Genomic DNA, 23,196 nt, shown 5'->3' on the forward strand with positions numbered 1-23,196 from the left:
TTAGAAAATGGAGTCAGCGATGAGCGATCAACAGGTAACTTTAACCGCACTATTCAAACAGGCCGGAACCGCGATGCGTATCTACGATCTCGGCCGTCGCATCAGGGCATTCAGTGCTGACGAGTTTGAACGCATCGAGACTCAAGCCACCCCTTACCCTACTCCCTATCTGCAGCACGCCTGGATAGCTCTCCTACTTTGGAATCCTAAGTCTGCAGATGAGAATGCCGTCTGGTTTTTAAAGTTACCGCTCGATGAGCAAGGGTTTCTGCTCAGCGCTGTTCGTGATGATATCGTCAATCGCCTCCTGCAAAACGTTCAATCCAGTATCGACGGTGTTCCGACAGAAGACAGCCTAAAGGAGAATCCTTTCGCGTTTAAACCAATCGATGAAAAGATGGCACTGTTTCATGCGAAAGCGGCTCTAGATAACCAGCAAGCAGCATCTGCCTATTATGAGCCTGTGCAGCAGTTTATCAGCCAACCCAACCTTGATACAGGCTGGGAGAACTTGTCACTTCAGGGCTTGGCTGATTTTGTTGTAAGACTTGAACAGTCCGGTAATGAAGCCACTCTTGTGAACGCACTCAATCAGCTTCCAGAAGGCTTACACGCACAGGTTCTTGGGTTGCTTGAGCACGCAAAGCCTAGCAGCGATCTATCCAAAATGCTGTTGCAGCAGCTAACAGAGGCATTAAACGAAAACAGAGACCCAGTGCTCATCTCGCTTCTTGTCCGTGCGCTCTCAAGTGCTAAAACAGAAAGTCATACGCATCAGGCGATTGAAGCTGTTCTTAATAGCAGAGCAGCACAGAGTGCTGAGTTGCTCGCTGCGATCGCTACCCGTTGTGAAAACGCGCTGCTCGAGCCAACACTTCTAACTCTGTTTTTAGAAGCGTTAGCCCAGTGTGATGCTGGGCAGAACGCCTTCAGTCGCATCCTGGCAGACCTAATGTACCTGCCTGTTCATCGAGTATTGATGGTTCAAGCGCTTCGCTCATCCTCGGTGTCCGATGCACTGAAACAGGCAACCGATCTAATGTTCGGCCCACACTTTCGCCAACCACAATAGGCTCTTGCAATGAACAGTGTTCGCGCTATCGCTCACCGATTAACTCGTCAGACTGGCGATCAGTCATTTCACCTGAAAGAGCAACCTATAGGGTCAGAACTGAATGCCCGAAAACTGCTAAACGAAATCGATCAGGTCTTCACCCGCAGGGCCACCAAGCGATATGGCCGCTTTGCGGATGAAGCAACGAGCTTCAAAGGACTACTGCTGAACTGGCAAGAGAAGGGTCTAGACCTAACTCAATTCAGCTCCAAAGTGATCGAGTTGTTAGCGGTGATGTTTGAGACTGAGGATTTAGAGACTGATGGTTACTGGGCGTTCATCGAGCAAGATGAAACTGACCTACACGAACTCTGGATAGCGCAATTAAAACAGACCGATGGTTGGTGTTTTGATGAGAGCAATGAGCTGATTGAATCAGAACAGATTGAGTTTTCAAAAATGGGGCTCTGTTGCTGCATCGATCTAAAGCGCCTGTTTGACCCTAGCGCCAGTCGCTACCTAACCTTAGGCTTCGGTTTTGGTGACCGCTCTGCCACTCGAGCTTTGGGAGAGTTTATTGGCTTCTTCGATACGGTGGATACCCAAGCTGACACAGAGCGCTTCATGGAGGTGGTTCGTGACTACAGCGCCAATATGCCGGAAGAGGCTGGTAAACGTTATCAGAAAGAGGTTGCCGAGTTCTGTATAGAGCAATCCAAAGCGGGTGAGTCCGTTAGTTATCGTGACCTAACCGCCTCGGTTGAAAGCGACCAAGAGGTTGGGTTTGATCAATACATCGCTTCTGAAGCCCCAGAACTTAAAGAGCAGTTCATTCCCGATCGCGCCAGTCTGAAAAAATACGTTCGCTATACGGGTAGAACGCGTGAGGTATCGATCAGCTTCAGCAATGAATCGCTTGGAAAATCGATCTCTTTCGATCCAAACAGTGAAACTTTGACAGTAAAGGATCTGCCTGCGAACCTGATCAAGCAGCTCAAAGAGCAACTCGGGCCAGAGACTAAGGAGTAACCGATGCACTTTTTCATCATCATCGCGGGGGTCGCTTTCTTCATCTATTGGAAGTTTTTTAGACCACGCCAATTAGAGGTATTTATCGTCTCGGTCATTGCCACAATGATCACCATGACGCTGGTCGCGATTGTGTTTGATGATGTGAAATTGGGCTTTCTCTTTTCAGTATCGATTCTGGGGTGGAGTAAGCTGTTTGATCAACTGATCAGCGATCAAAATGCCTCGAAAATGTCGAAGCACCTTAAACGCTTTCTTGGAAGAAAATAGTTCTCTTGGATCTGACTATTGAGTAGTTGGCAGCGTCCAACCACGATCTTGAGCCGTTGCTAGACTCTGCTGGTACTGTCGCGAGCGCACATTGGAGCCCTCAGGCAAGGTCAAGTAATAGAGCAATTTGCAGGCTTCCGCCTCATCGATCTGATGGGTTTTAGCAAACTCGAGCATGGTGGTTGCATGCGTCAATTCGCTTTTGTCTTCAATCGCAACAGGCACCGGTTGATCAATCGTCTCACCAGCACGCACCCGCTTTGAAATCATATCGTAGTAGTATCGAAAACGTGGGTAGATATTGGCTTCCGCCTCCCCTCGAATCTCATACCAACCGGTCTGCTTAGCCGCCTCATATACTGCAGGGTGAGACCAACCGTGATGATGATCACCCGCGTATCGACAAGCCTCTTGGTAAGCTTCATAACTGCTAGGAAGACCAAAGTCTGCTCCAACCTCTTTTAGTATGTTGAGGAACTCTGAGATGGATGGCATCCAAGCTAAGGTCTCTTTACAACGATTAATAGCCGCTACCAGTTCATTTTCACCATAGCCAGAGATGCTCATTGCCCACTCACGTTTGGCAATCATAATCTCCTGCTCGGTTTCAAAAGCACTTTTGAATTTATGGCCATAGATCGCCATGAAACGAGCAAACACCATGTTGACCATCGCTTTGGTCTCTTGGCTGATCAGCTCGCGTTGCGGCGCCTCATGTTCAAGCGTACTGAGTGAGCGATTACCAGTCGAGGTTTTTGAGGTCCATGACGGCTGCGGTAACCCGTTTTCGGTTTTCCCGAGTATCTCGTCGACTTTTTTCATGCTGCCCACCGGCTTGTGAAGATTCGTTAAAACGTTCAGCTTTAGCCGAACGGCTCTCTTGATCACGAACGGCACGTTTTACCCAGGCTAAGAATTTCTGGTTCCAAACGCTCTGGTGATCAAGTTTATCCAGATAGTAGAGTGTAAATTCATCAAGATGCGATTCCGCAAATCGAGCTTCAATACCATGCTGCTGAAGCAACTGATAGAAACTCTCATCAGGCCTCCAAGAGACATCCATACGAATTTGAAGTTTGCGTTTTTGTTCAGCCGCTTCGAAAATTTCATCCAACTCATTGGTTGATCGACGCCAGCCACCACCAAAACTGGGCGGCACGTTCCGTCTAGAGTTTGGCAAACGATGAGTTTGAGGTCGAGCAGCTGTCGCCTGGATGGCTGCAGGCGCTTGTTTTGTCGCAGGCGTTGCTACGGATTGAGAAGCCCCCTTTTCAAAACTAATCAGCAGTTGATCATCAGATACTTGCAGACCAAACAGGGATTCAGATGCCAGCGTGTAAAGAAGCTCAAGCAACTGTGCCTCACTCCAGAAGGGGCAGCGCTCCTGCAACGCAGACAATGAGAGAGTTAACTCATCTGCTTTGACAATAAGGCGGTACTGTTCAATCAGACCCAACAGCAGCGCACCATCCACACCATACTTGGATGCTAGGGATGGGGAGACAGATAGAGGCTGTTCGGGTAGATCGTTCATCAATACACTCTCAAAGTTGATCAATTATTTTAACAGCGCCGATTGATCCATAACAGTAGAAACCTCATTACTGTTTGAACTCTTGTGGAAAGTATCCCGTTTTTAAGTAGACTGAATTTAGTCTTAGTATAAGAGTGACCTATGTTTCCAGAGAAAATGAATCCTTTAAGGGCACGCCGTTTAGGGATTGATACACACCACGAACCCAACATCTACCTTCGTTCAGACAGTTCTGTCTGCAAATCGGAAGGGTTTAATAGCTTAACGCGTGTCCTCGTCTCGACAGAACAGAATCACATGATCGCCACGTTGAATATCGTGACGGGAGATCTGATCGACGAGGGGGAGATCGGACTCTCTGAATCGGCTTGGGAGAAACTTAAACTGATAGGACATGAGTCCATATGGCTGTCTCACCCAAGGCCTGTTCACTCGCTGTCGCATGTGCGATCAAAGGTCTATGGCCATAAATTGAATGAAGAGCAGTTTAGCGAAATTATTAATGACATCGTTGATGAACGTTATGCTGATGTTTACCTAGCCGCCTTTATTACGGCCTGTGGTGACGACAAGTTAGATGATGAAGAGATCACCTCTCTCACTCGCGCAATGATCAATGCTGGTAGCACAATTGATTGGGGGCTGGATCAGGTCCTAGACAAACACTGTGTGGGTGGCCTACCCGGAAATCGCACCACGCCCATTGTGGTCTCCATATTAACAGCTGCAGGCTTAACCATTCCCAAAACCTCTTCACGAGCAATCACATCCCCAGCCGGTACGGCTGACACCATGGAGACGTTGACCGACGTCAGTCTCACTTTAGATCAGATGCGAGAAGTAGTTCACTCGGAAGGAGGTTGTCTAGCCTGGGGAGGGTCCGTGAGGCTGAGCCCTGCTGACGATCTACTCATTCAAGTAGAACGCGCACTCGATATCGACAGTGAAGGACAGCTGATAGCCTCTGTTTTATCAAAAAAAGTAGCCGCAGGCGCGACCCACGTTTTGATCGACATTCCAGTAGGGCCAACCGCTAAAGTTAGAGATGATGAAGCCGCCGATAAGCTAGCAAACAGTTTTAAACGAGTGGCTGATAACTTAGGTATCACCTTAGCCATTGTTAAAACAGACGGGACTCAACCGGTCGGTGAAGGAGTTGGACCCGCTCTTGAAGCGCGAGATATTGTCCGAGTTTTAAAATGTGATGAGCAAGCACCTCAGGATCTGCTAAATCGCGCGGTCTACCTTGCCGGTGCAATGCTCGATTTAAGCGGTAAAGTTTCACCTGGCGAAGGTGAAAAGCTCGCCAGAGAGTTGGTTACAACGGGGAAAGCTTGGGAGAAATTTGTTGCCATCTGTCAGGCGCAAGGCGCTTTTAAAGAGCCACCTATAGCCCACTATCGTTACGAAATGTTAGCGGAGAAGGATGGCACTCTCGCCACTGTTGATAATCGTATTCTAGCCAAAGTCGCCAAGTTGGCCGGTGCGCCAGCTGATGCGGCGGCGGGGGTTGATCTACACGTTAAAGTAGGCGATCTGATCAAACGTGGGCAGCCCATGCTAACGATTCATGCTGAACACATTGGCGAGCTAAACTACGCGGTAGACTATCTGCAATCACACCTACAAATTTTAACCTTTGGTGAATAGGTGACGTATGAAAAACTCCATTCTATTTAATCTATCTCCAAGCCACCCTATTCCGGAGAAACTCGCTGAAGCTACCGGTCTACCATTAGGTCAATTTGAAATCCGTCACTTCCCTGATGGGGAGACGTTTCTCAGGGTTGATACCGACGTAGCACAATCCAACGTGGTTATTTTCTGCGACCTCTACCAACCCAATGAGAAACTGTTTCCGCTACTCAGTTTTGCAGAAAATGCGCGCGAGCTTGGCGCTAGCAATATCTGTCTGATCACGCCCTATCTTCCGTATATGCGCCAAGACAAACGTTTTCATACTGGCGAATCGATCACCTCTAGACACTTTGCTAAGCACCTATCCCTCGCCTTTGATGCACTGATAACGGTCGATCCACACCTACATCGTTATCCAACACTGGATGCGGTATATACACTCAACGGAATGGTCTGCACGGCGCAAACGGTGATTACCGAGTTCCTAAAAACTCAAACCGATAACTTATTGTTGATCGGCCCTGATGAAGAGAGTGAACAGTGGGTAGCTGCCATCGCTAACGCATCTAATCGCCCCTATCAGATCCTGTTGAAAGAGCGATCAGGTGATTACGATGTCGCTGTGACAGAGCCTGAACTGGCCCAATACAGAGGCTATCGTCCTGTATTAGTCGATGACATCATCTCCAGCGGAAGAACCATGCTAGCGACCATCGAACACTTGGAGTCAGCGGAGATGGGTAAACCTTTGATCCTTGGGGTACACGGTATTTTTGCTAAAGATGCATATGCACTATTGAAAGATATTGCCGAAATTCACAGCTGCAACAGCATCGTCCATGAGACAAATTCCTTAGATCTGACACCGGTCATAGCCGATCAACTGCTAAGCTATCTTAAACAACTTTAATGAGTAGTCGTATAAACGTTGAACTGATCGAGGATTTTCTCAGTTCGAGTGAAGCAGATGAGTTGCTCATGGAGCTCACAAACACCTTAGAGTGGCGCCAAGAGAGTATTACCCTTTATGGAAAAAGCCACCCTATTCCAAGACTGCAGTGCTTTGTAGCATCAAAAGGTGTTAGTTATCGCTATTCTAATCTGACGATGGAGGGTAGCGGCTTTCCGAGCATTCTCGAATCCATTAAAGACAAAATCGAGTCAACGGCCAACCACACATTTAATGCCGTTCTTTGTAACCTCTATCGAGATGGGCATGACAGTATGGGGTGGCACAGTGATAACGAGCCAGAACTGGGCGAACAGCCTGTCATCGCGTCACTGTCACTAGGGAGCTCTCGCACCTTTCGATTTAGAGATTTAAAGAGTAGAAAAGAGACCGTCGACTTTGAACTCAGCCACGGCTCTCTGCTGATCATGAACGCTGGAGTTCAAGAGAGTTGGGAGCACTCAGTGCCAAAACGTCTTCGCGTTAAACAACCGAGAATCAATCTAACCTTTCGACTAATCGATCCAGCTCGCTAGCCAACGCATAACAGGTTCTGCTGGCTCAGGATCTTTATTGGCATCAACATAGAGCGGCTCAACCAACGATTGAGCCTTCAGATTTGAAAACACTTCAAACAGTCGTTTGGCCGCCCCGTTGAAATAGTCATAACTTGAATCCCCTAACCCTACCAATGCAAAGCGCTGATGGGTTAAATCGGGCTCTTCATCTAATAGATCACAGTAGAGCGGCATCAAACCGTCTGGGATGTCTCCCATTCCTGTCGATGCCGTCATAATCAGCAGGGAAGCTGATGGATCAAGATCAGAGAGCTCGGGTGTATCTAGCCATTCACACTGATGTCCCTGAGTGGTCAGAAATTCCTGACACTCATCAGCCAATTCAATAGTTGAACCATAAACGGTACCGACGATGATTTGAAACTTAGACATCCAATAACCCTGCTGGAGAGCCGCTTATATTAGTAAAGTTAATAAATAACCAAGAGATCTATAACCAAACTAGTTAAGAAAAACTTAACCTAAGCAGCATCTATTATTAACGCTTATACCTAGCCTATTATTAGGAACAGTTAATATAAAAACAATAGAGGATCACTGATGAGAAACCCACTGTTTCACCCAATGAGTTACGACATGGTCAACGACAATGTTGTTAGAACACGTGCCGCTTTTCTATTCTTAGTACCCGTCTCTATATTAGTCATCTTCTACAACACCATAAATGGCTCGGCTTTCATTGTTGATCCCAGCACACTGGAAGATACTTGGGAAACCAACATGGCTGGGCAGATCATCTACTCCGCTGAGGTCGTTCGCCAGGTCTACGACTGGACCCCACAAACTTACCTATTGCTCTATGTCCTTTGGGAGATGGTGCTAAGTCAAAGCAAACGCACCGCTTGGCTCTGCCCTCTGTTCTGGATTTCCGCTGCCATGAACCGTCACCACAAGCCGGTCTACCGCCCATACCAGCCTAAGAAGTTTGCTTGGAAGATTGGTACCGCACTGGTTGCAGCCTGCCTGCTCTTCTTCAATCCGGTACCGGTTGCCGAATTTGTAAACAGCCTCACAGGAAGTGAACTGCTGACAACCACACAAAACTGGATGCCTCGCTGGACCCCGCTAGTGACCATTCCTCTCTGTCTAACCTTCATGTGGCTTGAAGCCGCTGCAGGTTGGTGTGCCGGCTGTTGGTTCCACTCGGTGCTGGTAAAAGTCGGTATCTTCAAAGAGCACTGTGACACCTGTGTTGACAGTAGCAACGACTAAAAGACGATAGCTAGTTCACTCAAATCCTTATAAATTGTGAGGATCTTATACGATCTATACGGTCCTCACTGACATGCCACATCGATCACGTTTTAATTCGGTACTCCCTTTCACTGCTCTGCGTGAGGTCTTTAAAGGGGGGTACCGTTTTGATCATTTCATCAAAGACCTACTCGCCGGTTTAACTGTCGGTATCATCGCCATTCCGCTCTCTATGGCACTCGCCATTGCCAGCGGTGTACCTCCACAGTACGGTCTCTATACAGCGATCATTGCCGGTATATTGATCCCTTTAACCGGTGGCTCTAGATACAGCGTTTCAGGCCCAACGGCTGCATTCGTAGTCATACTCTATCCCGTTGCTCAAAGTTACGGCTTGAATGGACTTCTACTCGCAACGCTTCTGGCCGGTTTGATCATGCTCACGCTCGCTTTCGCGAGGTTAGGTCGGTTGATTGAGTATATACCCGAACCGGTGACTCTCGGCTTCACCAGTGGCATTGCCGTCGTTATCGCAGTATTGCAACTCAATGATTTCCTAGGCCTTCATATAGCTGAAATGCCTGAATTCTTCTTTGCCAAGCTTGTCACCCTGTTTGACCATCTTCCTGCCATTCACACCGGGGAGCTCGTTGTCGGGGTGGTGACACTGGCCTCATTGATCATTTGGCCAAAATTTAAAACGCCCATCCCAACCTATCTTCCAGCAGCCATTGTCGGAACCCTAGCGGCTTTTCTCTGGGGCTTTAACGAGATAGAGACTAGCTGCTTCTCGCTGACCGTCATCTTTGACATGGTGATCGCCATTTGCGTGGGCGTCGTGCTAGCGGCACTGCTCTTCATGCGAGACATAGCACAGATGACCCAAGTAAAAGATATCAGTGGGGTGCGTAAACATGTCCCTAGGCCGCTCTCTGAAAGAACCGCCGTCTACAAAATCAAAGGTCCGCTTTTCTTTGCTGCCGCTGATCGAGTTTTTGACCAACTGGAGCACCTAAGCCAAGGAAAACAAAAAATCATCTTATACCTAGATGGTGTATCGATACTGGATGCCGGCGGGCTGTCGGCACTTGAACGTTTCATTGAACGTCGAATTCAGGATGGCTGTGAAATCGTTTTGGCAGATCTGCAGTTTCAACCGTTAAAAACTGTCTCTCGATCTGACCTGACACCTCTACCGAACCAGTTAAGTTTTACCGCCACCTTAGCAGAAGCGCTAGAGTAGATCTGATAGAATACACAACATAACCATTTCGAGAGAGACTATGGCCACCGCATCTGCAGTACACATTTTGGTAAAGACCAAAGAGGAAGCTTTGGCGATATTAGCTGAGCTTAAAAAGGGCAAGAAGTTCGATCAGCTCGCTAAAAAACACTCTATCTGCCCATCAGGCAAAAAAGGCGGTAGCCTCGGTGAGTTTCATCGTGGCGATATGGTCAAAGCCTTCGATGATGTGGTCTTTAAGCGCCCGATCTTAAAGGTACACGGCCCTATCAAAACCCGTTTTGGCTACCATCTAATTAAGACCCTTTACCGTAACTAAGGTCAAAGCCTATCTAACCAACCAGAAACAGTGTCGACCAACTCAGATTTATGCGTTTTAAAGTAGTGCTCTGCCCCTTCAACAACCAGCTGTGCCGACTTTGGATTACCTGCTTTTTCCAGCATAGCCAGACGCTCTGGCGCTTTTCTGATAACAGCCGGGAAATCTTCACTGCCATAAAGGTCTAAGACTGGCATTGGCATTTTATCGAGCTGAAAAGGTTCTACCATCGGTTGTTTGTAATCGGTGGCTCCCATCCCGATTCCGACATAGGCATCAAATGAGGCTAAGCTCGCTTCAGGTTGATTCTTAATCCAACGCTGCGCCATGTGTGAACCACAACTGTGAGCGAGCAAAACAACTTGACCACCCTGCTCCTTAGCAAACTCAGTCGCAGCCTGGAAACGTGGGGCAGCTTCATCAAAGATATCGACGTAGTCAAAATACTTAGCGCTCTTTTCCAAAACCGGAAGTTGAATGCTGAGGGTATTCCAACCCGCTTCAACCAAACCCACTCGCAAAGGGTTTACAACGCTCTCCCAGTCGGCGTGATAACCACGTCCATGAGCGATGATCACTGTCCCTTTTGGCTCGTCGGCCTCCATAAAGATCGCTAGAAACTCCCGATCACCGTCACTGAGTTCTATAGGGTCGCCATCAAAGATGACATCAACTATTTCATCCACCATCCGTTGTTCACGTTCAAGATCAGGGACTCGTTGAGCATGAGCGACAGTGGCAAGCATCGATACCCACAGTGTAAATGCTAACGGGAAGGTAGATAGGCGCATGACAAACTCCTAAGATGAATCAGACAGGTTAACTGTATTAAAGCAGAATACGAAAAGGTGTAAATATTGAGTCACTTTTAAAATAAATTAATAACTTAGGGAACTTTTCAGGAAAACCTGTCTCTATATAGATAAGTGTCACAATGTTCATTAATGGTACAAAAGCAAAGTCCAATGAGAATCATCGCAACCTCTTTAATCTGCTCAACACTGCTGGTAAGTGGATGCTCTAGCGTGAGTTACGACACGGCTCATAAGCTACGTATCAATGGCGATGTAGTCACTGCCCAATGTGAATCATCCATGTCAACGGTCACTGAGCATGAGAAGTTAAAATGGGGACGTAACATTGCAACGCCTATTTTGACGGTAGCGACCGTTGGATTGGCACCCATCATCATCGGTGCCAACGCAGCCTTGGACTATGTCGATCGCAAAAATGCATCCAACATGTTGGAGAGTTGCGGCAAGAATCCACTCAATGAAGAGCAGATACTTGCCGATGTTGGTACTAACGCCATGGTAAACGTCGCATTAGGCGCGGTTGATGTGGGTGGTGTGCTATCACCTGTTAGCTCAAACGCCGCAAACTAGCTCTAGCTTCTACTCTGCGCCCAATCGATACGCATCGTGGCAGGCCACACACTGCGACGTAAGATCGGCCATTTTCAGAAAAATCTCCTGGCTATCTTCGGTAATTTCCGCATCCCTGAGCGTCGTAGCTAATGCATTGGCTTTAGTGTGCATCCCGTGACCCAACATCTGCATACCAGAAGGCATATACTCTCGAGCTGAATGCAGGCCATTAGCACCGTGACTGTTGCCAAAACCAAGGTGCTGCTCAATCGCTTCTGCAGCCTTAACATAGTCTCCAGATGCCACATTCATTAGGGCTAGGTTTACCCCTCTCAGGTGGTCTCGCATGTTCTGCAAAGTGAGATGGTATTCAGCTTCAGGGAACAACACGAGTTCTCTCTGGTCATTGACGATAGGCGTGGCCTCCTCTTCAGCCATGCCGAGATGTTTCATCATCATCTCATGATCCTGTTGAGTCATTTTACTGTGGTCAACGGACATCTCTGCCATTGAGTGGCTAGAAGCCGTCATCAAAAACAGGGCTAATGAGAGTGGAGTCAGTTTTTTCATGCCAGGACCTACGAAGTAATTATTCGATCAAAGAATAATAGCAGAGGTTAAAAATTAATAAGACTTTTCCAAAGCAGAAGAGGATAATGGTAATAAGACTCTTGTTTATGGTTATAAAAAGTAAGAGTCGCTATTAACACTGAGGAAAGATCATGAAAAAGCTTTTAAGCATCGCTACCGCTGCAGTATTTGCGGGTACCACATTAACTGCAATCGCCAGCGACGAACACATCCAGCTATGGGACAAAATGAACGCTTACACCGTTGAGCTTGAAGATGGCCCAATGGAGATCACTCGAGTTAAAACTCCACCTGCATTGATTAAGGGTTACCTACAACCAATGGTTCCAGCAGAAGGTGTAACGCCAGTTGGTGAGATCGATGTGATCGAAGCGATTGGTAAAGAGAACAACATGATCGTTGATATGCGTATGAAAGATCACGTTCTTCAACTAGGTACCATCCCTGGATCTATCAACATTCCATACACTGAAGTTGCCATGAACATGGATCAATTCGGTTGTGAGAAAAAGGGTGAGGGTTGGAGCTGTGCAGACGTTACAACTAAGATCTACGCTTTCTGTAACTCAAGCACCTGTCCACAAAGCCCAAGCGGCATTCGTGCCATGATCCGTGAAGGCTACCCAGCAGAACTGATCTACTACTACCGTGGTGGTTACCAAGATTGGACCATTCATGGACTTACAACGGTTGAGGGTGAACTCTAATTGAGAGAGTGAGCTGATAAATATTCTAAAGAGGCCTTAGAGCCTCTTTTTTTATTCCTGTTCAATGAATAAAATAGGCTAAATTTTGATCAGGAACATGAATTGAAAACCTACTCTCTAAAAGCCCTTATTATCTCAGCCGTGTTATTGGTCAGCGGCGCTCTCAAAGCCGATGATTCTGCTAGAGCCTTCTACCAACTTGCAGAGAGACCGGTCACACTGATTGATATGGGCTTTTACAGACTCAACCTTGATCTAGATAAGCAGTTAATCCCGAATATTGCAGATCTTCTTAATACCCGAGACGAGCAGATTGGCATGCGCGCCTACATCTCCTCTTCACCTGAAACCGATATTATTTTAATCGTTGAGACACGCCTTAAGGGTGCGTTTGATGATTCCCGAAGTACGCGAAAAGCAAAAGCACTGTGCGACAAAATTACCGCTGAATCCGCACTCTATTTCTTTAGAAATCCTTTAATCGATTACTTTCAGACATTTGACCCATTTGAAGAGCCACTACCTAAGGAGTTAGCGGGTCATCTTGAAAGCGCACTTCGCCTCAGTGCGATTGTACCCACCAAAGAGGGGTTACCTGAGTATCGTTGCATGCGCCCGCTTAAACTTCGTTAAAGTTCAACGATTCTGCGCTTAACACCGCTCAAGGTGAACGCATCACGATCGGCGGCCGCCGGGAAGCGAGATCGATACTCCATAAGATCGTCTTTATTCAGCGAAACAGATTCGATCGTTGCTTGAAACGGTTCACTCTCTTTTAACAACTCCCCATCAAAAGAGATCACCAGGCTGTCGCCAGAATACTCCAGTCCATTTCCGTCCGTACCGACTCGATTGACTCCAACAACATAGGCTAGGTTCTCCACGGCTCGCGCCTGAAGCAGAGAGCGCCACGCGACTCTTCTAGCAGCCGGCCAGTTAGCCACATAGAGAAGCAGATCATACTCATCACAATTTCTTGACCATACCGGGAAACGAAGGTCATAACAGACCAGCGGCATAATTCGCCACCCTTTGTAGTGAATAATGACGCGCTCTTCACCGGCCGAGTAGTGATTTGGCTCATCACCCATAGTGAACAGATGGCGTTTGTCGTATTTAGCGACACGCCCCTCAGGGGTGATAAATAGGAAGCGATTTCGAAACTCCCCTGCCACAGAGACGGAGAGACTGCCTGCCAGAGCTTTCCCGCTTTGAGACGCGAGTTCAATCAGCCATTGTAAGTTCTTACCATCAATCGGTTCTGCACAGGTTTCAGGTGACATGGTAAAACCTGTCAAAAACATCTCAGGCAGAACGACTATATCGCAACTATCTAAAGCTAATATCTGCTCATCGATAGCCTTACGGTTGGCCTGAGAGTCCTCCCAAGCAAGATCGATCTGAAAATAGCTCAGCGTTAAATTCGACATAGGCGTTCAATCGCTTTATCAAGGGTGTCATCCGCTTTGGCGAAGCAGAGACGAATACAACCTGTCTGCTCACCGTTTGAGTAGAACGGCGAAAGAGGAATGGCTGCGACACCCACCTCATCAATCATACGCAGTACAAATTGATCATCAGGCTCATCGCTGATCTCAGTGTAATCAACCAACTGAAAATAGGTACCACTCGAGTTGAGCAGTTTGAAACGGCTGTTTTGCAGCCCCTTAGCCAATCGATCGCGTTTTTGCGTAAAGAAATCCGGCAGTGTTCGTGGGTAGTCTGGCTCTTCAACCATAAAGTCCGCTATCGCATGTTGAATCGGGGTGTGGCTAGTGAATGTAACGTACTGGTGAACCTTGCGCAGCTCTTTGGTTAATGGCGCAGGTGCAACACAATACCCAGTGCGCCAGCCTGTGACGTGATAGGTTTTGCCGAACGAGGAGACAATGAACGAACGCTCAATCAACTCTGGATGAGTATTCACACTTTGATGCACCTGTCCGTCATAGACCAGGTGCTCGTAGACCTCATCACTGATGATCAATATGTCGGTGCCCCTGACAACGTCTGCCAGCGCATCTAAATCGGATCGCTGCCAAATAGATCCCGTCGGATTATGTGGCGTGTTAATGATGATCATACGGGTTTTAGAGGTGATGGCTGCTCTTACCTCGTCCCACTGCACCGAAAAATTGGGCGGTAGCAACTTAATGTGAACCGGCACTCCACCATTAATCTCAATGGCAGGCTGATAGCTATCATAGGCGGGATCAAAGACGATCACCTCATCACCGGGCTGAATCACGGAGGTAATCGCTGAGTAGATCGCCTCTGTAGCACCTGGCGTTACAGTCACTTCATTGGCCACATCCAAATCACGACCATAATAGTTTTTCACTTTGAGTTTAATCTGTTCCAACAGTTTGGGAACACCGGCCAAAGGGGCGTATTGATTGTTGCCTGAGGTAATCGCACGACCAACACCGTCTAGTAACTTCTGTGGGCCTAGGTAATCTGGAAAGCCCTGTGACAGGTTGATTGCCTGTTTTTCAGCCGCTAATGCAGACATTGTTGTGAAGATGGTTTCACCGACAGAAGGCAGTTTAGTTTTGGGGTAGTTCAGCACGTTTGGCTCCTAAAACTCTCGTATTGTGGGCTCTTTTTTTATCGCTTTTTTTAACCGTTCGAGAACCTCTGCAATGCGCTCTCGACCTTTTCGATCATATAGATAGTTGGCGAGACCTTCACTCGCTTTTTGTTCGCCATCAAGTCCTTCATGTATCCTGAGGCAATCAATCCTTGCCTCTTCCAGTAGTGGATCTGACTGTATTGGCAAGCCTAGAAAGAGATCCCACTCGGTCACTTTGGCTTCCCCAGAGAGCACACGTTCAAGTAGATTGATCACCGATCCTCTTGTTGGACGATAACTGGGTGTTCTGCCAAAGGTCAGTGCCGCGACCAACAGTAGAGTTGCCAGCAGAGTAAAGATAAATACTGGCAGTATGGACATCAGTGCACCCTATGCATCTCATGATCAATCAGACGTTGAGCCGCGGCGTGGATTCTTTCTTGGCATTCAGCCTCTACTTTCAGCATCTCCATCTGAAATTTTCGCTGTGACTGTTTATCCAAGGCTTTCCAATCTTGAAGGATAGGAATGTGGGAAGTTTTACCATAGACCTCTTCAATCACTTGGTAGTCAGGGTCTTGATGCAGCGATGCGTCATAATTATCAATCATCACTTTTAGACGCATGCACCCCTCTGTCAAAGTGATCTTGTCATCGTGCAGTATGGCATTAGAGATGATACGAATGCTCTCTGTTAGGTAACGTCGATTGGCTGCTGCCTGTACCGCCAATTTCTCCTCTTGCTCGGCTAACTGACGCGTTATCTCTCGCTGTTCACGCAACTGTTTGGTAATAAACCAGGCCAGCAGTGCAATGGCTATCACACCAATTAAGATCAGGGTGTATACTAGACTCTCGTTCATGTTCACTAATCCATTACCATGTTAATTCTCGATTCAAACGCACAGCTAGGAACTCTTATTGAGGAGCTCTACTTAAAACCAACCGGGATGACTGCAGAGCAAGCTGCTGAGTTATGCGGTCTTGATACGAAAGAATTTAGCGCTATTCTAGCCGGTGAGCTGCCAATGAACCACAAAAGAGCACTCGCTCTTTCTCGTGGTTTTAATACTCATATCAGTTTTTTTCAGAACTACATCCCTAGCAAATCCGATCAATAACTCAAAACCGGCCGACCACCGACAAACGGCTTGAAAGCTGATAAAATTGCGGACTTTCGTTTTTCAATACCCTGAAGGTCCCAATGAGCCCATCACTACACTACAACTGGTTCTCTAACGTACGTGGCGACATCCTCTCTGGTTTGGTTGTTGCTTTGGCTTTGATTCCAGAAGCGATCGCCTTCTCGATCATTGCAGGCGTTGACCCAAAAGTCGGCCTATACGCCTCTTTCTGTATCGCTGTCATCACCGCGTTTGCCGGTGGACGCCCTGGCATGATCTCGGCCGCCACGGGGGCCATGGCCCTACTGATGGTCACCTTGGTGAAAGAGCACGGTCTTGAGTATCTTCTGGCAGCAACTCTATTAACGGGTGTTATTCAGATTGGTGCCGGTTATCTTCGCTTAGGCTCGTTGATGCGCTTTGTATCCCGCTCGGTAGTGACCGGGTTTGTAAACGCTCTGGCGATCTTGATTTTTATGGCGCAGTTACCTGAGCTCATTGATGTTACTTGGCACGTCTATGCCATGACCGCAGCAGGCTTGGTGATTATCTACACCTTCCCCTACCTAACCACTAAAATCCCATCACCACTTGTCTGCATCCTTGTTTTGACCGCGGTTTCAATGGCACTGGGACTGGATATTCGTACGGTAGGCGATATGGGTGAACTGCCTGACACACTTCCTATTTTCTTATGGCCAGATGTGCCTCTGACACTAGAAACACTGTGGATCATCCTTCCCTACTCACTACCTCTTGCAGTCGTAGGTCTTCTTGAGTCTCTTATGACCGCCACCATCGTTGATGATCTTACTGACACGTCAAGCGATAAAAACCGTGAGTGCAAAGGCCAAGGCCTTGCCAACATCGGTGCTGGCCTGTTTGGTGGCATGGCAGGCTGTGCGATGATCGGCCAGTCAGTGATCAACGTGAAATCAGGTGGTCGAACACGCCTATCAACACTGATCGCAGGTGTGGTTCTGCTAATACTCGTTGTTTTCCTAGATGAGTGGGTCTCGCAGATTCCTATGGCGGCACTGGTGGCCGTGATGATCATGGTCTCTATTGGAACCTTCTCTTGGGAGTCGATCTTTAACCTACGCAAACACCCAATGTCGACCAACATCGTCATGTTGACGACGGTCGCCGTCGTTGTGGCGACTCACAACCTAGCCTTTGGCGTCTTTGCCGGTGTGCTGTTAGCGGCCCTATTCTTTGCCAACAAAATTGGTCAATTCCTCTACATTGGCAAAGAGGATGGCGAGGGCGAAAACCATCGTGTCTATCGTGTTGTCGGCCAGGTATTCTTCAGTTCAAGTGATAAGTTCACCGCTGCGTTTGATTTCAAAGAGGACACAGATCGTGTCACCATTGATCTATCACGTGCACACTTCTGGGATTTAACTGCCGTCGGCGCACTGGATAAGGTGATTCTTAAATTCCGTCGTGAAGGGATTGCGGTTGATACCGTTGGTTTGAACGAGGCGAGCGCGACCATCGTGGATAAATTCGCCGTACACGACAAACCTGATCAGATCGATGAGCTGATGGGACACTAAGGAGTATTTATGACTCAAGTTGTAGCCTGTATTGATGGCATCGGTGAACGCTCAGAAGCCGTGTGTGACACGGCCGCTTGGGCGAGCCGAGTTCTTCAAGCACCTCTTAAGCTTCTGCACGTTCTAGATAAACGTGAATTCCCAACGGAAGAGAAGAGTCAACTCAGTGGCACCATTGGGCTCGGTGCCCGCGAGTCTCTTCTAGAAGAGCTCGCCTCTCTTGATGAGCAGCGTGGACGCATTGCCCGTGAACAGGGTCGTGTCATGTTGAATGCCGCTCTAGAGAGAGCCAACCAAGACCGCGCATTCGAACCCTCAACCTCACAACGTCATGGCGACCTGCAGCAGACCCTTGAAGAGGAGCAGTCAGATACTCGTCTGCTCGTGTTAGGCAAAGGCGCGCATGGGGATGCAATGGGGGTTCATATCGAACCGATCATTCGCGCACTGCATCGCCCTATTCTGATTACAGATACAGCACTGGTTGAACCCAAGCGTTTTATGATCGCTTACGATGGTAGCAAAACCGCTCGTAAAGCTCTGGATATGGTTGCCAAAAGCCCACTGTTAAAAGAGGCTGATTGTGAGCTATTAATGGTAGGGCCAGCGACATTCGACTTTAAACAGGAGTTGGAGATCGCTGAAAAGGTCCTAGTGGAGGCTGGCTTTAATGTGAATGCCACATTAGCGGCAGGTGAAGCAGAAGAAGTTATTCTGGAGCATGAGTCTAAGACGGGTTCAGAGCTGCTGGTAATGGGCGCTTACGGACACTCGCGTATCCGCCAGATGCTGGTTGGCAGTACCACTACCTCGCTTCTAAGACGAACACCGACGCCCGTCCTTCTGTTGCGTTAGTCTTATCTGTTTTTGATAGCATTGCCTAGGAGGTTTAATACCCTCTTAGGCAATGTACATAATTACTTTTGAGCTTGATACTGCTCGAACGCCTCGATTGCTTGTGCACCATAGACCATTGAAGGTCCACCGCCCATCAACATAGCAACCCCAATCATATCGTCAAGCTCTTCTCGAGTAACACCAGCGTTGGTCGCGGCATTCATATGGTAGGCGATACAGCCATCACAACGGATCGCAATTGCAATGCCCAGCGCAATAAGCTCTTTCGTTTTAACATCCAACACCCCCTCTTTCATGGTGCCTTGATGCAACGCAGCAAAGCCTTTTCGCGCACCGTTCGGCAGCTTAGCGGCAAATTCATTAAGGTGATCGCGATATTCTGGGTAGTTATAACTCATAGCCTGCTCCTAAATTAAGTTAGAAGCAGAATAGAGAAGTGGGTAGGAAAGGTATTGAGATAGGTCAGTTAAATTAGAATTCCCTAAATTAAGTGCATAGATTCTAATAGGGCTTCAACTAAACCGATCAGGGCCAGACCAATAAAGAGTCCCGTTATCCGTTTAATCGACTCTTCACTAAAACGTGAAAAGAGCTTAGAGGCCAACGGCAAAGAGACCACACAGCCGACCATCAAGGAGGCCACCAGTGCATAATCCATGACACCGCGGCTACCAAAGGTGATTGAGACTGCCAGTGATAGAATCAGTCCAACAGGAATCGACGTCGCTACGGCAGATTTTACAGAGAGCCCGCCAGATGAAGAGAGTGCTGGAACCACTAGGACTCCGCCACCCACACCCGTAAGACCCATCAAAAAACCAGTGATACCACTGAGCCAAGAGAGGCTGAGTCTGCTTAAATATTCTTTAATCCGTTTAGTAAACATCGAAGCGAGAGAGAGCAGGCCAGCAAGAAGAACGAGTAGCATCAGCACTCGATCCACTGTCACTCTCATCTCTGGATCCGAAACGAGTGTTAAGCTCAAGGCACTGAGGATGGTGACCGGCAAGCATAGGTAGAGAAACTTTCGACCAACCGTCCAGTTAACCCCACCCTGCTTCGCATGACCAACTGTCATCAACACCTTCGCTAAAAAGGCAAAGAATGAGCCACTGGCAACCGCCAATGTTGGATCCAGATTAAACAGAACAATCAGGGAGGGAACCACCAGAACGCCAGCGCCAACACCCGATAAAAAGATCAGCATCGAGAAGAAGAATCCTGCCACAATTGCATAAGGATCCAGACTACTGAAGAGAGAGAGTTCCATCACATTGTCCTAAATTAAAAACCGCAGCTTATCGCTGCGGCATATCTGCTCGACCATAACCCAAACTAACAGAAGCATCGTCAGGGATGCTTGGAATAGTATCATTCCAATCCATCCAAACTTGACGCATCTCAGCCAGTTTATCTGGATAGTTCTTAGCTTGGTTCGCACGTTCGCGTGCATCGTTGACGACATTGAATAGATACTCATGCTCATCAACTTTCAGGTATTTCCAATCGCCCATACGGTAGGCACGCTGATCACGGTGATTCATACGCCAGAAGAGAGGACGTTCAAAGCTCTCAACTTGACCCGTTAGAACAGGTGTCAAATCTACTCCGTCCGTTGCGTAGCTTGGGTCCGCTTCGCCGCCACCGATCTTCATCAGAGTGTATGACCAATCCATTGTCATACAGTGCTGAGTCGTTTTCTGGCCAGCCTTAATGCCCTTAGGCCAACGAACCACCCAAGGGACACGAATACCGCCCTCTGTTAGGTCCATTTTACCGCCGACCAGAGGCCAGTTATCGGAGAAACGCTCACCACCGTTGTCGCTGGTAAAGACGATCAAGGTATCCTCTGTTAGGCCCTGCTCTTCAAGCGCAGCCATGATGTTCCCGATCCCCTCATCCATGTGGTGAATCATACGTTGATAGGTATGAATGTTACCGCCATCAAGATGGAAAAGATTGGTGATGTTTTTAGAGACCTCTTCGTCGTCGCGCGTCTCCCAAGGCCAGTGTGGCGCCGTGTAGTGAAGACTTAGGAAGAAAGGTTTACCGTTTTTCGCATCATCTGCTTTACGGTTTACAAACTGAACCGCACGCTCTGACAATAGATCCGTCAAATAACCCGGCTCATGGTGCTCCTCTTCATCAATGTAGAGATCATGGTCACCCTTACCACTGACATGGCTAAAGTAATCCACACCACCCGCCATAATGCCATAGAACTCATCATAGCCCGATTTGAGTGGACTGAAATGAGGTGGATAGCCAAGGTGCCACTTGCCGATTAGACCTGTGTTGTAACCCGCCTTTTTTAGCTGTGAAGGCAAGGTTGGGATTTCTGGTGGTAAGCCTAGACGAGGGTCACCCTTTGATCGACTGTTGATTGGTTCTTCCAATGCACCGCGTAAACGGTACTGGTATGCCATGGTCATCAAGGCAAAACGTGTCGGAGAACAGACGGGAGAGTTCGCATAACCGTCGGTAAAGATCATGCCCTCTTCTGCCAAGCGATCGATGTTTGGAGAGATCATGCCAAACTGTGCTTCACGACCACCGTAACAGCCTAGATCTGCATAACCCAGATCATCAGCAACAATGTAAATAATATTGGTCATAGTGCCCCACCTTCCTTAATAAGGCTGTTAAATCCAAGAATACGACGGTGAGCAAGCAGGATAAGAACCGCTGCACCTAGACCGACTAGATCCCAGTAACCGTCAGGAACAAACATCAACACAACACAGCTGATCCGCAGTGCAATTTCGAAAATATTCAGTTTTGATTTATCAAAACCGATCAGTGCACTTGAAAGAACTGGAATGCTGACAATCAGTTTCAACATCAACCAGGCCCAAGGCAGCCAAGCGAACTGAATATTCTCTTGATCGACACTCAACATCATAGGGTTGTAAGCAAACATGAAAGGTATCAAGAAGATCATGATACCGATTCGAGAGGCATCAACGGATGTCTTAATCGGTTTACCCCCTGAGATGGTGGCTGCAGCATAGGCCGCTATTGCAACGGGTGGGGTGATGGCTGAACCCACTGCGATCATGAACACAAACATGTGAGCCGTTAGCGTGTCCAAACCGAGCATCTGCATCGCTGGAATCGCGATTGTTGCTACCGTTACATAAGCGGGTAGCGTTGGCATACCCATACCCAAGATCACACACCCGACTGCCGCAACAATCAACGAAATCATCAATGAATCGGTCACCACTGAGTTTAGAAGTACCCCAAATTTGACCGGCACACCCGTTGCTGAAAGCGCTGAGATAACAATTGAGACCGCCGCAATCGCCATTAAAAGGCCTGCGAAGGTGGATCCACCATCCGACAGACACTTAATCAAACGAGCAGGCTGTTTACGAATCTCAGGGTTAATGAAACTCAATGGGAATAGCAGTGCTAGAGCGGTAATCGAAGCGCCCGATGGTGACATACCTCGAATCAGTAGAACAACGATCACAAGCAGCGGGCCAAAAATCATTAGAAGATTAAGGTAGTCCTGTCTCTCTGGAACTGGAGTATTGGCAATATCCTCTTCGTTAGGCTGAATTCCCAAACGCTTAGTCTCGAAGTAGATCATCGTGCAGACACTGACGTAATAAGCTACAGCTGGTACTAATACAGCTACGATAACCGTCAGGTAGCCAACACCTGCAAAGTCCGCCATGACCAGTGCAGCGGCACCCATGATAGGTGGCATAATCTGACCACCAGAAGAAGCCGATGCCTCTACAGCGCCAGCAAAACTTTTCGTGAAGCCACGACGCATGATCATTGGGATGGTCACGACACCGGTGCCGACAACATTAGCTACTGCACTGCCCGACACGGTACCAAACAGGCCCGATGACATGACCGCTGCATAGGCAGGGCCACCCGCAGTGCGACGCATCCAGTAGAATGCGATGCGAATCATCGACTCACCGGCACCAACGCCCTCTAAAACGGCACCTAGAATGATGAATGGGAATACTGTTGTAATAACGATTGAGAAGGTACTTCCCATAATGCCTGTATCAAGCGAGAAGAGTAGATTCTGCGCCAACATCTCTTCGATACCGCTGTTAACAGTACGTAAAGGCCCCGGCCAAAGGTGCCCTGTCCACATATACGCAATTCCGATCACCCCAAGGATTGCAACCGGAATGCCCCAAATACGCCAACAGAAAAATAGAGCACCTGCAGCCGAGCAAACTGCGACCCACATCTCGTATGAGCCAAATAGGAACATTGCATCATCAATATCGCGCGCGACGAAATAGAACTCGAAGCTACCCCAGAAGAGGCCAGCAGTAGCTGCCAATCCTGTAAGAAGAACCCACCATGGCGTTTTCTTGCTTGAATCAGCCAGATCAACCAACACCATCGCTACACAAAGTGCGAAGAAGGTAGGTCGGAACCAGTGCATAGGGAAAGGCCCTAAACGGAAATCACCAATAGCTGGAAGGATATTTGCAAGGCCGTAGAAGGCCACCACAATACCCAAAACAAAAGCGATCGACTTTTGCACAGTAGCTGCGAGAGAAGTATTCATAATTAAGACTCTAAATAAGCGAGGCAAAGCTGCCCCGCTTTATAGGTAACGAGTAACTGAA

28 protein-coding genes are annotated in these 23,196 nt (G+C 48.0%); 15 read left to right on the forward strand and 13 right to left on the reverse strand.

The window, feature by feature from the left end; all coding sequences use genetic code 11:
• Nucleotides 1-19 precede the first annotated feature (19 nt).
• Genes XMG59_RS08800 through XMG59_RS08810 form a run of 3 tightly spaced genes read left to right on the forward strand, consistent with a single transcriptional unit; the run spans nucleotide 20 to nucleotide 2,353 of the window.
• Nucleotides 20-1,072 carry a DUF3549 family protein gene (locus tag XMG59_RS08800; RefSeq protein ID WP_173481995.1) on the forward strand — a complete coding sequence of 351 codons (1,053 nt, stop codon included), beginning with the start codon at nucleotides 20-22 and terminating at the stop codon, nucleotides 1,070-1,072.
• Nucleotides 1,073-1,081: 9 nt separating this feature from the next.
• On the forward strand, nucleotides 1,082-2,083 hold the full coding sequence (locus XMG59_RS08805; RefSeq protein ID WP_173481996.1) for a nucleoid-associated protein: 1,002 nt from the start codon (nucleotides 1,082-1,084) through the stop codon (nucleotides 2,081-2,083).
• 3 nt (nucleotides 2,084-2,086) lie between these two features.
• Nucleotides 2,087-2,353 carry a hypothetical protein gene (locus XMG59_RS08810; protein ID WP_173481997.1) on the forward strand — a complete coding sequence of 89 codons (267 nt, stop codon included), beginning with the start codon at nucleotides 2,087-2,089 and terminating at the stop codon, nucleotides 2,351-2,353.
• Between the two features lie 15 nt (nucleotides 2,354-2,368).
• On the opposite strand, the gene XMG59_RS08815 is transcribed toward XMG59_RS08810, so the two are convergent.
• A complete protein-coding gene (locus tag XMG59_RS08815; protein WP_173481998.1) occupies nucleotides 2,369-3,175 on the reverse strand; it encodes a replication protein P in 807 nt (268 codons plus the stop codon).
• Nucleotides 3,093-3,887, reverse strand: coding sequence for a DnaT-like ssDNA-binding domain-containing protein (locus XMG59_RS08820; protein WP_173481999.1), 795 nt, complete (start codon nucleotides 3,885-3,887; stop codon nucleotides 3,093-3,095). The genes XMG59_RS08815 and XMG59_RS08820 overlap by 83 nt, the downstream gene beginning before the upstream one ends.
• Before the next feature lie 141 nt (nucleotides 3,888-4,028).
• On the opposite strand from XMG59_RS08820, the gene XMG59_RS08825 reads away from it, so the two are divergent.
• Genes XMG59_RS08825 through XMG59_RS08835 form a run of 3 tightly spaced genes read left to right on the forward strand, consistent with a single transcriptional unit; the run spans nucleotide 4,029 to nucleotide 7,010 of the window.
• Nucleotides 4,029-5,537 carry a thymidine phosphorylase family protein gene (locus XMG59_RS08825; RefSeq protein WP_173482000.1) on the forward strand — a complete coding sequence of 503 codons (1,509 nt, stop codon included), beginning with the start codon at nucleotides 4,029-4,031 and terminating at the stop codon, nucleotides 5,535-5,537.
• 7 nt (nucleotides 5,538-5,544) lie between these two features.
• On the forward strand, nucleotides 5,545-6,435 hold the full coding sequence (locus XMG59_RS08830; protein WP_173482001.1) for a ribose-phosphate diphosphokinase: 891 nt from the start codon (nucleotides 5,545-5,547) through the stop codon (nucleotides 6,433-6,435).
• Nucleotides 6,435-7,010, forward strand: coding sequence for an alpha-ketoglutarate-dependent dioxygenase AlkB (locus XMG59_RS08835; protein ID WP_173482002.1), 576 nt, complete (start codon nucleotides 6,435-6,437; stop codon nucleotides 7,008-7,010). The genes XMG59_RS08830 and XMG59_RS08835 overlap by 1 nt, the downstream gene beginning before the upstream one ends.
• Here XMG59_RS08835 and XMG59_RS08840 read toward each other — a convergent pair.
• On the reverse strand, nucleotides 6,990-7,424 hold the full coding sequence (locus tag XMG59_RS08840; RefSeq protein WP_173482003.1) for a flavodoxin domain-containing protein: 435 nt from the start codon (nucleotides 7,422-7,424) through the stop codon (nucleotides 6,990-6,992). The two genes, XMG59_RS08835 and XMG59_RS08840, sit on opposite strands and share 21 nt — an antisense overlap.
• Before the next feature lie 168 nt (nucleotides 7,425-7,592).
• Here XMG59_RS08840 and XMG59_RS08845 point away from each other — a divergent pair, with 168 nt between their 5' ends.
• The 3 genes from XMG59_RS08845 to ppiC all read left to right on the forward strand — a co-directional run bounded on the left by XMG59_RS08845 (nucleotide 7,593) and on the right by ppiC (nucleotide 9,808).
• Nucleotides 7,593-8,264, forward strand: a complete 672-nt coding sequence (locus tag XMG59_RS08845; RefSeq protein ID WP_173482004.1) for a DUF4395 family protein — start codon at nucleotides 7,593-7,595, stop codon at nucleotides 8,262-8,264.
• 73 nt (nucleotides 8,265-8,337) lie between these two features.
• The gene (locus tag XMG59_RS08850) at nucleotides 8,338-9,489 is read left to right on the forward strand and encodes a SulP family inorganic anion transporter (protein ID WP_173482005.1); all 1,152 of its coding nucleotides are present in this window, start codon (nucleotides 8,338-8,340) and stop codon (nucleotides 9,487-9,489) included.
• 40 nt (nucleotides 9,490-9,529) lie between these two features.
• A complete protein-coding gene (gene ppiC / locus XMG59_RS08855; protein ID WP_173482006.1) occupies nucleotides 9,530-9,808 on the forward strand; it encodes a peptidylprolyl isomerase PpiC in 279 nt (92 codons plus the stop codon).
• Nucleotides 9,809-9,810: 2 nt separating this feature from the next.
• Here the strand turns inward: ppiC and XMG59_RS08860 are convergent, their stop codons facing one another.
• Nucleotides 9,811-10,599, reverse strand: coding sequence for a DUF3530 family protein (locus XMG59_RS08860; RefSeq protein WP_173482007.1), 789 nt, complete (start codon nucleotides 10,597-10,599; stop codon nucleotides 9,811-9,813).
• A 174-nt stretch (nucleotides 10,600-10,773) separates the two neighbouring features.
• Between XMG59_RS08860 and XMG59_RS08865 the strand changes: the two genes are divergently transcribed.
• The gene (locus XMG59_RS08865) at nucleotides 10,774-11,193 is read left to right on the forward strand and encodes a hypothetical protein (RefSeq protein ID WP_173483247.1); all 420 of its coding nucleotides are present in this window, start codon (nucleotides 10,774-10,776) and stop codon (nucleotides 11,191-11,193) included.
• A 9-nt stretch (nucleotides 11,194-11,202) separates the two neighbouring features.
• Here the strand turns inward: XMG59_RS08865 and XMG59_RS08870 are convergent, their stop codons facing one another.
• Entirely contained in the window at nucleotides 11,203-11,745 is a 543-nt protein-coding gene (locus tag XMG59_RS08870; RefSeq protein WP_173498559.1) for a hypothetical protein, read from the reverse strand.
• A gap of 152 nt (nucleotides 11,746-11,897) precedes the next feature.
• Between XMG59_RS08870 and XMG59_RS08875 the strand changes: the two genes are divergently transcribed.
• Together XMG59_RS08875 and XMG59_RS08880 are read left to right on the forward strand one after the other, a co-directional pair.
• Nucleotides 11,898-12,473, forward strand: coding sequence for a rhodanese-like domain-containing protein (locus XMG59_RS08875; RefSeq protein WP_173482010.1), 576 nt, complete (start codon nucleotides 11,898-11,900; stop codon nucleotides 12,471-12,473).
• A gap of 102 nt (nucleotides 12,474-12,575) precedes the next feature.
• Nucleotides 12,576-13,106 carry a hypothetical protein gene (locus XMG59_RS08880; RefSeq protein WP_173482011.1) on the forward strand — a complete coding sequence of 177 codons (531 nt, stop codon included), beginning with the start codon at nucleotides 12,576-12,578 and terminating at the stop codon, nucleotides 13,104-13,106.
• Here the strand turns inward: XMG59_RS08880 and XMG59_RS08885 are convergent.
• From XMG59_RS08885 to XMG59_RS08900, 4 genes are read right to left on the reverse strand one after another with little or no spacing between them, the layout of a single operon-like run.
• Nucleotides 13,103-13,903, reverse strand: coding sequence for an amidohydrolase (locus XMG59_RS08885; RefSeq protein ID WP_173484713.1), 801 nt, complete (start codon nucleotides 13,901-13,903; stop codon nucleotides 13,103-13,105). The two genes, XMG59_RS08880 and XMG59_RS08885, sit on opposite strands and share 4 nt — an antisense overlap.
• Nucleotides 13,891-15,042 carry a methionine aminotransferase gene (locus tag XMG59_RS08890; RefSeq protein ID WP_371731449.1) on the reverse strand — a complete coding sequence of 384 codons (1,152 nt, stop codon included), beginning with the start codon at nucleotides 15,040-15,042 and terminating at the stop codon, nucleotides 13,891-13,893. Before XMG59_RS08890 ends, XMG59_RS08885 begins: the two co-directional genes overlap by 13 nt.
• 9 nt (nucleotides 15,043-15,051) lie before the next feature.
• A complete protein-coding gene (locus XMG59_RS08895) occupies nucleotides 15,052-15,426 on the reverse strand; it encodes a hypothetical protein (RefSeq protein WP_173482013.1) in 375 nt (124 codons plus the stop codon).
• Nucleotides 15,426-15,908 carry a DUF2489 domain-containing protein gene (locus XMG59_RS08900; protein ID WP_173498560.1) on the reverse strand — a complete coding sequence of 161 codons (483 nt, stop codon included), beginning with the start codon at nucleotides 15,906-15,908 and terminating at the stop codon, nucleotides 15,426-15,428. Before XMG59_RS08900 ends, XMG59_RS08895 begins: the two co-directional genes overlap by 1 nt.
• An 18-nt stretch (nucleotides 15,909-15,926) precedes the next feature.
• Between XMG59_RS08900 and XMG59_RS08905 the strand changes: the two genes are divergently transcribed.
• From XMG59_RS08905 to XMG59_RS08915, 3 genes are all read left to right on the forward strand, one after another.
• Entirely contained in the window at nucleotides 15,927-16,166 is a 240-nt protein-coding gene (locus XMG59_RS08905; RefSeq protein WP_173482015.1) for a hypothetical protein, read from the forward strand.
• Nucleotides 16,167-16,249: 83 nt separating this feature from the next.
• Complete coding sequence (locus XMG59_RS08910; protein WP_173482016.1) at nucleotides 16,250-17,728, forward strand: SulP family inorganic anion transporter; 1,479 nt, start codon at nucleotides 16,250-16,252, stop codon at nucleotides 17,726-17,728.
• Nucleotides 17,729-17,737: 9 nt separating this feature from the next.
• Nucleotides 17,738-18,583, forward strand: coding sequence for a universal stress protein (locus XMG59_RS08915; RefSeq protein ID WP_173482017.1), 846 nt, complete (start codon nucleotides 17,738-17,740; stop codon nucleotides 18,581-18,583).
• A 62-nt stretch (nucleotides 18,584-18,645) separates the two neighbouring features.
• Here XMG59_RS08915 and XMG59_RS08920 read toward each other — a convergent pair whose 3' ends face one another.
• From XMG59_RS08920 to XMG59_RS08935, 4 genes are all read right to left on the reverse strand, one after another.
• Complete coding sequence (locus XMG59_RS08920) at nucleotides 18,646-18,984, reverse strand: carboxymuconolactone decarboxylase family protein (protein WP_173498561.1); 339 nt, start codon at nucleotides 18,982-18,984, stop codon at nucleotides 18,646-18,648.
• Between the two features lie 83 nt (nucleotides 18,985-19,067).
• Nucleotides 19,068-19,856 carry a sulfite exporter TauE/SafE family protein gene (locus XMG59_RS08925; protein ID WP_173482019.1) on the reverse strand — a complete coding sequence of 263 codons (789 nt, stop codon included), beginning with the start codon at nucleotides 19,854-19,856 and terminating at the stop codon, nucleotides 19,068-19,070.
• A gap of 28 nt (nucleotides 19,857-19,884) precedes the next feature.
• The gene (locus XMG59_RS08930; RefSeq protein WP_173482020.1) at nucleotides 19,885-21,201 is read right to left on the reverse strand and encodes a sulfatase; all 1,317 of its coding nucleotides are present in this window, start codon (nucleotides 21,199-21,201) and stop codon (nucleotides 19,885-19,887) included.
• On the reverse strand, nucleotides 21,198-23,135 hold the full coding sequence (locus tag XMG59_RS08935; RefSeq protein ID WP_173498562.1) for a TRAP transporter fused permease subunit: 1,938 nt from the start codon (nucleotides 23,133-23,135) through the stop codon (nucleotides 21,198-21,200). The genes XMG59_RS08930 and XMG59_RS08935 overlap by 4 nt, the downstream gene beginning before the upstream one ends.
• Nucleotides 23,136-23,196: the final 61 nt, after the last annotated feature.

It is taken from the genome of Marinobacterium sp. xm-g-59, assembly GCF_013283315.1.
GTDB lineage: Bacteria > Pseudomonadota > Gammaproteobacteria > Pseudomonadales > Balneatricaceae > Marinobacterium_E.